The sequence below is a fragment of the Streptomyces sp. NPDC102451 genome (assembly GCF_044765485.1).
Lineage (GTDB): Bacteria > Actinomycetota > Actinomycetes > Streptomycetales > Streptomycetaceae > Streptomyces.
Genome location: NZ_JBIWKD010000008.1, coordinates 295,842 through 308,323 on the forward strand (window position 1 = coordinate 295,842; position 12,482 = coordinate 308,323).

At 68.7% G+C, this 12,482-nt stretch carries 11 protein-coding genes; 9 read left to right on the forward strand and 2 right to left on the reverse strand.

The window, feature by feature from the left end:
* The first annotated feature begins 221 nt into the window (after positions 1–221).
* The 6 genes from eccD (at position 222) to ACIRD8_RS21040 (ending at position 7,294) form a co-directional block, all read left to right on the forward strand.
* Positions 222–1,724 (forward strand): type VII secretion integral membrane protein EccD, encoded by a 1,503-nt coding sequence (eccD, locus tag ACIRD8_RS21015; RefSeq protein ID WP_403993464.1) that lies wholly within the window; start codon positions 222–224, stop codon positions 1,722–1,724.
* A gap of 177 nt (positions 1,725–1,901) precedes the next feature.
* Entirely contained in the window at positions 1,902–2,192 is a 291-nt protein-coding gene (rpsO, locus tag ACIRD8_RS21020) for a 30S ribosomal protein S15 (protein WP_003965855.1), read from the forward strand.
* 270 nt (positions 2,193–2,462) lie between these two features.
* Entirely contained in the window at positions 2,463–4,676 is a 2,214-nt protein-coding gene (locus tag ACIRD8_RS21025; RefSeq protein WP_103516564.1) for a polyribonucleotide nucleotidyltransferase, read from the forward strand.
* A complete protein-coding gene (locus ACIRD8_RS21030) occupies positions 4,673–6,052 on the forward strand; it encodes a M16 family metallopeptidase (protein WP_403993467.1) in 1,380 nt (459 codons plus the stop codon). The genes ACIRD8_RS21025 and ACIRD8_RS21030 overlap by 4 nt, the downstream gene beginning before the upstream one ends.
* 22 nt (positions 6,053–6,074) lie before the next feature.
* The gene (gene dapB / locus ACIRD8_RS21035; RefSeq protein ID WP_403993470.1) at positions 6,075–6,827 is read left to right on the forward strand and encodes a 4-hydroxy-tetrahydrodipicolinate reductase; all 753 of its coding nucleotides are present in this window, start codon (positions 6,075–6,077) and stop codon (positions 6,825–6,827) included.
* 14 nt (positions 6,828–6,841) lie between these two features.
* Entirely contained in the window at positions 6,842–7,294 is a 453-nt protein-coding gene (locus ACIRD8_RS21040; protein ID WP_403993473.1) for a hypothetical protein, read from the forward strand.
* 55 nt (positions 7,295–7,349) lie between these two features.
* On the opposite strand, the gene ACIRD8_RS21045 is transcribed toward ACIRD8_RS21040, so the two are convergent.
* Both ACIRD8_RS21045 and ACIRD8_RS21050 read right to left on the reverse strand, forming a co-directional pair.
* Positions 7,350–7,901 carry a hypothetical protein gene (locus tag ACIRD8_RS21045; RefSeq protein WP_403993476.1) on the reverse strand — a complete coding sequence of 184 codons (552 nt, stop codon included), beginning with the start codon at positions 7,899–7,901 and terminating at the stop codon, positions 7,350–7,352.
* A 93-nt stretch (positions 7,902–7,994) separates the two neighbouring features.
* Complete coding sequence (locus ACIRD8_RS21050) at positions 7,995–8,234, reverse strand: hypothetical protein (RefSeq protein ID WP_099177849.1); 240 nt, start codon at positions 8,232–8,234, stop codon at positions 7,995–7,997.
* A gap of 196 nt (positions 8,235–8,430) precedes the next feature.
* Here ACIRD8_RS21050 and thyX point away from each other — a divergent pair, with 196 nt between their 5' ends.
* The 3 genes from thyX (at position 8,431) to ACIRD8_RS21065 (ending at position 12,035) form a co-directional block, all read left to right on the forward strand.
* On the forward strand, positions 8,431–9,168 hold the full coding sequence (thyX, locus tag ACIRD8_RS21055) for an FAD-dependent thymidylate synthase (protein WP_403993479.1): 738 nt from the start codon (positions 8,431–8,433) through the stop codon (positions 9,166–9,168).
* A gap of 151 nt (positions 9,169–9,319) precedes the next feature.
* Entirely contained in the window at positions 9,320–10,219 is a 900-nt protein-coding gene (dapA, locus tag ACIRD8_RS21060; protein ID WP_403993482.1) for a 4-hydroxy-tetrahydrodipicolinate synthase, read from the forward strand.
* A 130-nt stretch (positions 10,220–10,349) separates the two neighbouring features.
* Entirely contained in the window at positions 10,350–12,035 is a 1,686-nt protein-coding gene (locus ACIRD8_RS21065; protein ID WP_099177852.1) for a ribonuclease J, read from the forward strand.
* Positions 12,036–12,482: the final 447 nt, after the last annotated feature.

Genomic DNA, 12,482 nt, shown 5'->3' on the forward strand with positions numbered 1-12,482 from the left:
AACTGTTCCTATCGGCGCCCCCGTGGCGACGGGTTCCGTCCGCGGGAGGATCCTACTGGCGTACCCGGCGACCCGAGGGCGGTAGGGTGACGCGACGCGTGTACGCATCCGCTAACTACCGCAAAAAAATGGGTCATTCGGGACGCAGCTGGAGCCCATGACCCAGGGGGTGCGTTCCACGGGAGATCCAGGAGAACCATGAGGGGGAGCAGCACGTGACTATGACGGCCCAAACGGCGGCTACCGGATCCGGTCGGCCGGGTCCCGGAGTTCCGGCCGGCAACGGAACGGGCTTCTGCCGGGTCACGGTCGTCGCGCCCGACAGTCGCGTCGATGTGGCGCTGCCCGAGGACATCCCCGTCGCCGACCTCTACCCGGAGATCCTCCGGCTGTCGGGGCAGAGCCCCGCCCAGGGAGCCCCCGTCGGCTACCACCTGGTGCGCCGGGACGGCACGGTGCTCGACAGCGGGCGCACGCTGGCCGGCCAGCGGATCCTCGACGGCGAGCTGCTGTCCCTCCGCCCCTTCTCCGAGTCGCTGCCGCCCGCGGTCTTCGACGACGTCTCCGACGCCGTCGCCACGGCCGTGTCCCGGGACCGCACGCTCTGGGGTGACACCCTCATGCGCTCGGCCGGACTCTTCGGCGGGTCGGTCCTGCTGGTCCTGCTCGGCTTCGTGCTGTGGACCTCCGACGTCCGGCACGACATGCACGGGCTCCCGGGCATCCTGGCCGCAGTCTCCGCCCTGCTCCTGCTCGCGCTGGCGTGCGTACGCGCGCGTGTCTACGCGGACCGCGGCTCGTCCATCGCGCTGGGGATCGGCGCGCTCACCAGCGTCGCAGTGGCCGGCGCCGGGCTGCTGCCGCTCAGCGCGGGCCAGGGCATCGGCAGGCTCCAGTTCCTGCTCGCCTGCGCCGCCGTACTGGTCTTCTCGGTGATCCTCATGATCGCCGCCCCCGAGGGCGACGGCACCTTCGTCGCGTTCGTCTTCGCCTCCGCCATCGGCGTACTCGTGACCTTCATCGCGATCATGACCGGCATGGAGCCGGCCGAGACCGCTGCCGTGTGCGCGCCCCTGTCCGTGGGGCTCCTCGGCTTCCTGCCCGGACTCTCCACCCGCTTCGCCCGCCTCCCGATCGGCTTCGAGCCGCCCCGCACCACCGTCGGTGACTACGGGACGTCCGACCCGGCGCCGCAGGGCCCGGTCGACGCCGACCGCATCGCCGCCCAGGCGCGGCGCGGCCACGAACTGCTCCTCGGCCTGGTCGGCGGATGCGCGCTGGTGGCCGTGGGTGCCGCGGCAGTGCTCGGCTTCTCGGACGGCGTCTGGGGCCAGCTGCTGGCCCTCGCCACCGGGGCAGCCATGCTCATGCGCGCCCACCTCTTCCGCTACACCGCCCAGGTCGGCTGCGCCCTGGGCGCGGGCCTGGCCGCACTCGTGCTCCTCGGCCTCGGGCTGTCGCTCAACCCGCCGACCGAGCTCTTCCTGGACGCGTTCAAGGGCGACACCAGGGGACTCGACATCCGTACGATCTGGCTCACCGCCGCGGTCGCCGGCGTCGCCGCGCTGATCACCGCCATAGGGCTGATCGTGCCGCGCAAGGGAGTCACCCCGTTCTGGGGACGCTTCCTGGAGGTCGCCGAGGCCTGCGTGCTCCTGACGCTGCTGCCGCTGTGCCTCGCCGTCTTCGACGTCTACCACTCGATCCGGGCACTCACCAGCTGACGCCCGTCAGAGGCGCTCCGGACGGCTGGTACTCTGACCAGTGGCCGTTTGTGTACGCGTCCCCGGATCATCCTGGGGGCTGCGCTCATCGGACCTTCGCCTCCGAGTCATGGAAGCTCCCCTGAGATCAAGACCAGGGGCACTCGTGGGCGCATCGAACATCAAAGAGGAGTACGCGTGCCGCTCGACGCCGCTACGAAGAAGCAGATCATGTCCGAGTTCGCCCAGAAGGAGGGTGACACCGGATCCCCCGAGGTCCAGGTCGCCATGCTCTCCCGCCGGATCTCGGACCTGACGGAGCACCTCAAGACGCACAAGCACGACCACCACTCCCGTCGTGGTCTGCTGATCCTGGTCGGCCAGCGTCGCCGCCTCCTGCAGTACCTGGCCAAGAAGGACATCCAGCGCTTCCGTGCGCTCGTCGACCGCCTCGGCATCCGCCGTGGCGCGGCCGGCGGCGCCAAGTAAAGACGCTGTTGAAGGGAGCGGTACCCACTTCCAGGGGACCGCTCCCTTTGCCGTACGTGCGCTACCGGGCCTCAGCTCAGTAACCTGGACGTACAACACCAGACGAGGAGAGGCGCGCCACGGCCGCCGCCGGTCCTCGGTAGTGGCCCCCGGGACAACGCCCGGGAGCTTCGATCGAAGACCGGCCCCGCACACACGGTGCGCTTCTCCGCACCGTCCTGCGCCACACGGGCGCCAGGACGAAAGACGACGAGTATGGAGAAATCACTAGTGGAGAACGAGACCCACTACGCCGAGGCCGTTATCGACAACGGAACCTTCGGCACCCGCACCATCCGCTTCGAGACGGGCCGCCTGGCCAAGCAGGCCGCCGGCTCCGCCGTCGCGTACCTGGACGACGACACCATGGTGCTGTCGGCCACCACCGCTTCCAAGCGGCCCAAGGACCAGCTCGACTTCTTCCCCCTCACGGTGGACGTCGAGGAGCGGCAGTACGCGGCCGGCAAGATCCCCGGCTCCTTCTTCCGCCGTGAGGGCCGGCCCTCCGAGGACGCGATCCTCACCTGCCGCCTGATCGACCGCCCGCTGCGCCCCTCGTTCAAGAAGGGCCTGCGTAACGAGATCCAGATCGTCGAGACGATCATGGCGCTCAACCCCGACCACCTGTACGACGTGGTCGCGATCAACGCCGCCTCCGCCTCCACGATCCTGGCGGGCCTGCCCTTCTCCGGCCCGATCGGCGCCACCCGCGTCGCCCTGATCAAGGGCCAGTGGGTCGCCTTCCCGACGCACACCGAGCTCGAGGACGCCGTCTTCGACATGGTCGTCGCCGGTCGCGTCCTCGAGGACGGCGACGTCGCGATCATGATGGTCGAGGCCGAGGCCACCGAGAAGACCATCCAGCTCGTCAAGGACGGCGCCGAGGCCCCGACCGAAGAGGTCGTCGCCGCCGGTCTGGAAGCCGCGAAGCCCTTCATCAAGGCGCTCTGCAAGGCCCAGTCCGACCTCGCCGCCAAGGCCGCCAAGCCCACCGGTGAGTTCCCGGTCTTCCTCGACTACCAGGACGACGTCCTGGAGGCGCTCTCCAAGGCCGTCAGCACCGAGCTCGCCAAGGCGCTCACCATCGCCGGCAAGCAGGAGCGCGAGGCGGAGCTCGACCGCATCAAGGAGATCGCGGGCGAGAAGCTCCTCCCGGCCTTCGAGGGCCGCGAGAAGGAGATCTCCGGTGCCTACCGCGCGCTGACCAAGAAGCTGGTCCGCGAGCGCGTCATCAAGGACAAGGTCCGCATCGACGGCCGTGGCGTCACGGACATCCGTACGCTCGCCGCCGAGGTCGAGGCCATCCCGCGCGTGCACGGCTCGGCGCTGTTCGAGCGTGGCGAGACCCAGATCCTGGGCGTCACCACCCTCAACATGCTCCGCATGGAGCAGCAGCTGGACACCCTTTCCCCGGTGACCCGCAAGCGCTACATGCACAACTACAACTTCCCGCCGTACTCCGTCGGTGAGACCGGCCGCGTGGGCTCGCCCAAGCGCCGCGAGATCGGCCACGGAGCGCTCGCCGAGCGCGCCATCGTGCCGGTGCTGCCGTCGCGCGAGGAGTTCCCCTACGCGATCCGCCAGGTCTCCGAGGCGCTGGGCTCCAACGGTTCGACGTCCATGGGCTCGGTCTGCGCCTCCACCATGTCGCTGCTGAACGCCGGTGTGCCCCTCAAGGCCGCCGTCGCCGGTATCGCCATGGGCCTGATCTCGCAGGAGATCGACGGCAAGACCCACTACGTCGCCCTCACCGACATCCTCGGTGCGGAGGACGCGTTCGGCGACATGGACTTCAAGGTCGCCGGTACGAAGCAGTTCGTGACCGCGCTCCAGCTCGACACCAAGCTCGACGGCATCCCCGCCTCGGTCCTGGCCGCCGCACTGAAGCAGGCCCGTGACGCCCGCCTCCACATCCTCGATGTGATGAACGAGGCCATCGACGTCCCGGACGAGATGTCCCCGAACGCCCCGCGGATCATCACCGTCAAGATCCCGGTGGACAAGATCGGTGAGGTCATCGGCCCCAAGGGCAAGATGATCAACCAGATCCAGGAGGACACCGGCGCCGACATCACGATCGAGGACGACGGCACCATCTACATCGGTGCCCAGCAGGGCTCGCAGGCCGAGGCCGCCCGCGCCACGATCAACGCCATCGCCAACCCGACCATGCCGGAGGTCGGCGAGCGCTACCTGGGTACGGTCGTCAAGACCACCACCTTCGGTGCGTTCGTCTCCCTGATGCCCGGCAAGGACGGTCTGCTGCACATCTCGCAGATCCGCAAGCTCGCCGGTGGCAAGCGCGTGGAGAACGTCGAGGACGTGCTCGGCGTCGGCGCCAAGGTCCAGGTCGAGATCGCGGAGATCGACTCCCGCGGCAAGCTCTCCCTCATCCCCGTCATCGAGGGTGAAGAGGACGAGAAGAAGGACGACACCGACAAGTGACGTCCCGTAGTTCCGTGACGACGGCCCGCCCCTCCTCGGAGGGGCGGGCCGTCGCCCGTACCCAAACGCTTCTCAAGGGCAGCAACGGCATCGGCACCGTCCGCCGCACCGTCCTCCCGGGCGGTCTCCGGGTCGTCACCGAGACGCTGCCCTCCGTACGCTCCGCCACCTTCGGGATCTGGGCCAACGTCGGATCACGCGACGAGACGCCCACCCTGAACGGCGCGACGCACTACCTCGAACACCTCCTCTTCAAGGGCACCGCCAAGCGCAGCGCCCTCGATATCTCGTCCGCGATCGACGCGGTCGGCGGCGAGATGAACGCCTTCACGGCGAAGGAGTACACCTGCTACTACGCGCGGGTCCTGGACACCGATCTTCCGCTGGCCATCGACGTCGTCTGCGACATGCTGACCGGCTCCCTGATCGCCCCCGAGGACGTCGACGCCGAGCGCGGCGTCATCCTCGAGGAGATCGCGATGACGGAGGACGACCCGGGCGACTGCGTGCACGACCTGTTCGCGCACACGATGCTCGGCGACACCCCGCTGGGCCGCCCGGTCCTCGGCACCGTCGACACGATCAACGCGTTGAACCGCGGCCAGATCGCCCGCTTCTACAAGAAGCACTACGACCCCACGCACCTCGTCGTCGCCGCCGCGGGCAACGTCGACCACGCCACGGTCGTACGCCAGGTCCGCAAGGCGTTCGAGCGCGCCGGCGCCCTGGGCCGCACCGACGCCATCCCCACGGCACCCCGCGAGGGCTCCCGCACGCTGCGCGCCGCCGGCAAGGTCGAGCTGCTGAACCGCAAGACCGAACAGGCGCACGTGGTCCTCGGTATGCCCGGGCTGGCCCGCACCGACGAGCGCCGCTGGGCACTCGGCGTACTCAACACCGCCCTCGGCGGCGGCATGAGCTCCCGCCTCTTCCAGGAGGTACGGGAGAAGCGCGGCCTCGCCTACAGCGTGTACTCGTACACCTCGGGCTTCGCGGACTGCGGGCTCTTCGGTGTGTACGCGGGCTGCCGTCCCAGCCAGGTGCACGACGTGCTGAAGATCTGCCGTGACGAGCTCGACCGTGCGGCGACGGACGGCCTCGGCGACGAGGAGATCAGCCGAGCGGTCGGCCAGCTCGCCGGTTCCACCGTCCTCGGCCTGGAGGACACGGGCGCGCTCATGAACCGCATCGGCAAGAGCGAGCTCTGCTGGGGCGAACAGATGTCCGTGGATGACATGCTGGCCAAGATCGCGGCGGTCACCCCCGACGAGGTCCGGGCCGTCGCGGCCGATGTCCTCGGACAGCGGCCCTCGCTCTCGGTCATCGGCCCGCTGAAGGACAAGCAGGCGGACCGCCTCCAGGCAGCGGTCTCCTAACCACCCGTAAGGAAAAGAGCACATGAGCAAGTTGCGCGTGGCCGTTCTCGGTGCCAAGGGCCGCATCGGGTCCGAGGCGGTACGAGCCGTCGAGGCCGCCGACGACATGGAGCTGGTGGCCGCGCTCGGCCGGGGCGACTCCCTGGAGGCCCTTACGGAGGGCGGCGCCCAGGCGGTCGTCGAGCTGACCACGCCCACGTCGGTGATGGACAACCTCGACTTCTGCGTCCGCCACGGGATCCACGCCGTCGTCGGCACCACCGGCTGGACCGACGAACGGCTCGCGCAGCTGAACACCTGGCTCTCCGGCTCCCCGGAGACCGGTGTGCTCATCGCGCCGAACTTCTCCATCGGCGCGGTCCTCACGATGAAGTTCGCGGAGCAGGCCGCCCGCTACTTCGAGTCCGTCGAGGTCATCGAGCTCCACCACCCGAACAAGGCCGACGCCCCCTCCGGCACGGCCACCCGCACCGCGCAGCTCATCGCCGCCGCCCGTGAGAAGGCCGGGGTGGCACCGCAGCCCGACGCCACCGCCACCGCGTTGGACGGAGCACGCGGCGCCGACGTCGACGGGGTCCCGGTCCACTCGGTCCGGCTCCGCGGCCTCCTCGCCCACCAGGAGGTCCTGCTGGGCGGCGAGGGCGAGACCCTCACCCTGCGCCACGACTCGCTGCACCACAGCAGCTTCATGCCGGGCATCCTGCTCGGCACCCGCCGCGTGGTGACCACTCCCGGCCTCACCTTCGGCCTGGAACACTTCCTCGACCTGAACTGACTGGGCCCAACCCCATGCGCGCAAAGCTCACCTACGTCGTCACCGCTGCCGTCCTGGTCTTCTACTTCGTCCTGGCCGGCAGCCGGGGCGTCCTGCTCATCCGGCACGGGACGCTGCTCACGGTCACCTTCGGCGTCGCCGTGCTGATCCTGCCGGTGATCGGTGTCTGGTTCCTCTGGAAGAACACCCAGTTCGTCCGCAGGGCCAACGCCCTGGCCGCCGAGCTGGACGCGGAGGACGGCCTCCCCGTCGACGAGCTGGTGCGCACCCCGTCCGGGCGCATCGACCGCGACTCCGCCGACGCCGTGTTCGCACGGCGCCGGGAGGAGACCGAGGACAGCCCGGAGGACTGGCGCTGCTGGTTCCGGCTGGCGGTCGCCTACCAGGACGCGAGGGACACCCCACGCGCCCGTAAGGCGATGCAGCGCGCCATCGCCCTCCACATGAACAAGCCGGTACGCGCCTGAGTGGCGCCGTACCGGCCTGTGAGGTGTCTCCGCGGCCCGCAGGGGGCCTCCGGGATCAGCCCGTGCGGTATTCGTCGCCCCAGGCCTCGATCGTGTCCGTGGCCCGCTCGAACGCCTCGGCGCGGGCCAGGAAGTCCGCGTTGTGGTCGGTGACCAGCGGAGCCAGCGGCTCGCCGCCCTTGCGCACCACGACCAGGGCCTGTCCCTGGACGGTGCGCGGGAAACCGAGCCACTTCACCGGCTGCTGCACCGTGCGGACCGCCGCGGCGTCGCCCCACCGCACGGTGGTCGTGCGGAAGAAGCCCACCCGGCGTACGCCGTGCCGGCTCACCCAGGCACCGACCCGCAGCAGCCGCAGCGCACAGGCGATCACCACGCCGGCGATCACGAAGCACGCGGTGGCACCGGACAGCGATCCGGCGAACGTGATGATCATCGCGGCGAGCAGCACGAAGGACGCGAGCAGCAGCAGGGTGGCCGCCGCCGCGACCCGCCACGGGCCGGGGCGGTAGGGCCGCCGCCAGCTGTCATGGTCGTCGAACGGCAGTGCGATGTCCTCCGCGTCCGCGTCGAATGCGCGGTCGGCCGTCAGAAAGGGCAGGGGCACGACTGATCCTCACTCACAAGCACGCTCGATTGCTGTGCCCGGTGAGGCTACCGAGCAGCCCCCCGGCCGACCACCCCAGGGGGCCCGTACGGGTCAGCGGTGCTGGGACGCCTCGGACGTCTGACCGTGCGACGGCGTCCGGTCGGTGTCGAGAGCGGGCAGGCCGAAGAGCAGCGAACCGGCGAAGCCGGCGATCAGCGTCAGCCCTACGAGGGAGTGGGCGGCCAGCTGTGAGCGGGTGGCGCGCCGACGGGGAGGGGGAGTGACATTACTGCGGAACCGGTCGGCCTCGGCAACGAACGAGAACGGGACGGATTCACGCCGGCGGAACATGAGGAAACTCTCCTTGAACTCTGTGACGGGTGCTGCTAATGAGTCAGACGTACGACGGGCCGGATCGGTGCCCGAATCGCCGTACTTGTTGAGGGAACTCCACGAACGGCTGCCCGAGACCGCCAGGTGCATGCCGCGCCGGCCCGGCCCGTAAAGTGGTCGCCGCCCAGCGACACCTTTGGAAGGACCCCCGTCGGTGACCGACACCCCCGAACCCGCAAAGCCCCACTTCCGCAGTGACGTCACCGTCGAACTCGTGAAGAGCGACGCGCGCGACGCGGACGTGCTCTTCGCCGCGCGGGTCTCCACCGCCGGCGAGCAGTCCCTGGAAGAGGTGACGAAGGACCCCGAGCGCTCGAAGGGGCTCATCAACTTCCTGATGCGGGACCGGCACGGCAGCCCGTTCGAGCACAACTCGATGACCTTCTTCATCAGCGCCCCGATCTTCGTCTTCCGCGAGTTCATGCGGCACCGCGTGGGCTGGTCGTACAACGAGGAATCGGGCCGCTACAGGGAGCTCGAGCCGGTCTTCTACGTCCCGGGCGAGTCCCGCAAGCTCATCCAGCAGGGCCGTCCGGGCAAGTACGAGTTCGTCGAGGGCACCGAGGAGCAGTACGACCTCACGACCCGCGCCATGGAGGAGTCCTACCGGGCCTCCTACGACGCCTACCAGGAGATGCTCGCCGCCGGAGTCGCCCGCGAGGTCGCCCGTGCGGTGCTCCCCGTCGGCCTGTTCTCCACGATGTACGCCACCTGCAACGCCCGCTCGCTGATGCACTTCCTCGGCCTGCGCACGCAGCACGAGCTGGCCAAGGTGCCGTCCTTCCCGCAGCGCGAGATCGAAATGGTCGGCGAACAGATGGAACAGCACTGGCAGAGCCTGATGCCGCTCACTCATGCCGCCTTCAACAAAAACGGACGGGTAGCCCCGTAGGCGGTGTCCGTATTGCGGCGTTTCGTGAAGTTCATCTAGGCTGATCAAACGGACCCGGCACTGCTTGAACCCCCGAGCAGGCAGTGCCGGGCTCCTCTTCCTCGTCCCCCGAGGGGGCACGGCGCTCCGAGCAACGAGTAGCGTGTTACCCATGGCTCCGATCTCCACTCCGCAGACCCCCTTCGGGAGGGTCCTCACCGCTATGGTCACGCCGTTCACGGCGGACGGCGTACTCGACCTCGACGGCGCCCAGCGGCTCGCCACCCATCTGGTGGACGCAGGCAATGACGGCCTGGTCATCAACGGCACCACGGGCGAGTCCCCGACCACCAGCGACGCGGAGAAAGACCAGCTCGTACGGGCTGTGCTGGAAGCCGTAGGAGACCGGGCGCACGTCGTCGCGGGCGTCGGCACCAACGACACCCGGCACAGCATCGAGCTGGCCCGCACCGCCGAGCGCACCGGCGCACACGGCCTCCTCGCGGTCACGCCGTACTACAACAAGCCGCCGCAGGAGGGCCTCCTCCGGCACTTCAACGCCATCGCCGACTCCACGGGCCTCCCGGTCATGCTGTACGACATTCCGGGCCGCAGCGGTGTGCCGATCGACACAGAGACACTCGTACGCCTGGCCGAGCACCCCAGGATCGTCGCCAACAAGGACGCCAAGGGCGACCTGGGCCGATCGAGCTGGGCCATCGCCCAGTCCGGCCTCGCCTGGTACTCCGGCGACGACATGCTCAACCTCCCGCTGCTCTCGGTCGGCGCAGTCGGTTTCGTCTCCGTCGTCGGCCACGTCGTCACCCCGGAGCTGCGCGCGCTCATCGAGGCCCACCTCGGCGGCGACGTGCAGAAGGCCACGGAGATCCACCAGAAGCTCCTCCCGGTCTTCACCGGGATGTTCCGCACCCAGGGCGTGATCACCACCAAGGCCGCGCTCACCCTGCAGGGCCTGCCCGCCGGTCCGCTGCGCCTCCCTCTGGTGGAACTCACCGCCCAGGAGACGGCCCAGCTCAAGATCGATCTGGCTGCCGGTGGGGTACAGCTCTAACCACGGACTTCACAACTGAATACGCGAGGACACTCGCGGCGGAAACACCACCTGACAACAGCAAGTGCACGAATGACATGCGCGCCACGTGCCCTCAGCGGTACGTGGCGCGCGTGGTAAGGAGAGTCTTTTGAGTCATCCGCATCCTGAACTCGGTACGCCGCCGAAGCTCCCCAAGAACGGCCTGCGGGTCACCCCGCTGGGCGGCCTGGGCGAGATCGGCCGCAACATGACGGTCTTCGAGTACGGCGGCCGCCTGCTCATCGTCGACTGCGGTGTGCTCTTCCCGGAGGAGGAGCAGCCCGGCATCGACCTGATCCTTCCGGACTTCACCACCATCCGGGACCGCCTGGACGACGTCGAGGGCATCGTCCTCACGCACGGCCACGAGGACCACATCGGGGGTGTCCCGTATCTGCTCCGGCTGAAGCCGGACATCCCGCTGATCGGCTCCAAGCTGACCCTCGCGCTCATCGAGGCGAAGCTCCAGGAGCACCGGATCCGTCCGTACACCCTTGAGGTGGAGGAGGGCCAGCGCGAGCGCATCGGTGTGTTCGACTGCGAGTTCATCGCGGTCAACCACTCCATCCCGGACGCTCTCGCGGTCGCCATCCGCACCCCCGCGGGCATGGCCGTCGCGACCGGTGACTTCAAGATGGACCAGCTCCCGCTGGACGGCCGTCTCACCGACCTGCACGCCTTCGCGAGGCTGAGCGAGGAAGGCATCGACCTTCTTCTCTCCGACTCGACGAACGCGGAGGTCCCCGGATTCGTTCCGCCGGAGCGGGACATCTCCAACGTCCTGCGCACGGTGTTCGCCAACGCGCAGAAGCGCATCATCGTGGCCAGCTTCGCCAGTCACGTCCACCGCATCCAGCAGATCCTGGACGCCGCCCACGAGTACGGCCGCAGGGTCGCCTTCGTCGGCCGCTCCATGGTCCGCAACATGGGGATCGCCCGCGATCTGGGCTACCTGAAGGTGCCGGCCGGTCTGGTCGTCGACGTCAAGACTCTCGACGACCTGCCCGACGACGAGGTCGTGCTGGTCTGCACGGGCTCCCAGGGCGAGCCGATGGCCGCCCTCTCCCGCATGGCCAACCGTGACCACCAGATCCGGATCGTTCCGGGCGACACGGTGATCCTGGCGTCGTCGCTGATCCCGGGCAACGAGAACGCGGTCTACCGCGTGATCAACGGCCTGACCCGCTGGGGCGCGCACGTCGTCCACAAGGGCAACGCCAAGGTCCACGTCTCGGGCCACGCCTCGGCCGGCGAGCTGCTGTACTTCTACAACATCTGCAAGCCGAAGAACCTGATGCCGGTGCACGGCGAATGGCGCCACCTCAGGGCCAACGCCGAACTCGGCGCGCTGACCGGCGTGCCGAAGGACCACATCGTCATCGCCGAGGACGGCGTGGTCGTCGACCTCGTCGACGGCAAGGCGAAGATCGTCGGCAAGGTCCAGGCCGGTTACGTGTACGTCGACGGCCTCTCGGTCGGCGATGTCACCGAGACCTCGCTCAAGGACCGCCGGATCCTCGGCGACGAGGGGATCATCTCGGTCTTCATCGTGGTCGACAGCTCCTCCGGCAAGATCGTGGGAGGTCCTCACATCCAGGCCCGCGGTTCGGGCATCGACGACGGTGCGTTCACCGCGGTGGTGCCCAAGGTCGAGGACGCCCTCAACAAGTCGGCCCAGGACGGCGTGATGGAGCCGCACCAGCTCCAGCAGCTGGTCCGGCGCACGGTGGGCAAGTGGGTGTCGGACACCTACCGCCGGCGCCCGATGATCCTTCCGGTCGTCGTCGAGGTCTGACCGTACGGTCCGACGGTTCGGCCTACGGCCGCCGGCAGGCCGCCAACCAGGAGCGGGGCGCCCCGATTTGCATCGGGGCGCCCCGCTCCAGTACGTTTGCCATTCCGCCTGAACGGGAAGCCCCTCGCGCACTTGTGCGCCGGGAGCCCTTCGAGGAGGCGGGAAATCTGACTCAGAATCTCTGATAAAGTCGGATCCGCCGAAAGGCAAAGGCCACTCCACAGGCCACTGGAATCAAATTCGGACCGGAAACGGAACGGAAAAGAGTCTGGTAAAGTTGGAACCGCCGGAAAGGGAAGCGCGAAAGCGAAGAACTGGAAAGCACGGTGGTAAATTAACCGCCAAGCAGGAACCCGCTTCGGCCGGGAATCGGACACGAAAGAGTCTGATAGAGTCGGAAACGGAAGAACGAAGGGAAGCGCCCGGAGGGGCCCGGTGAAACGGGAC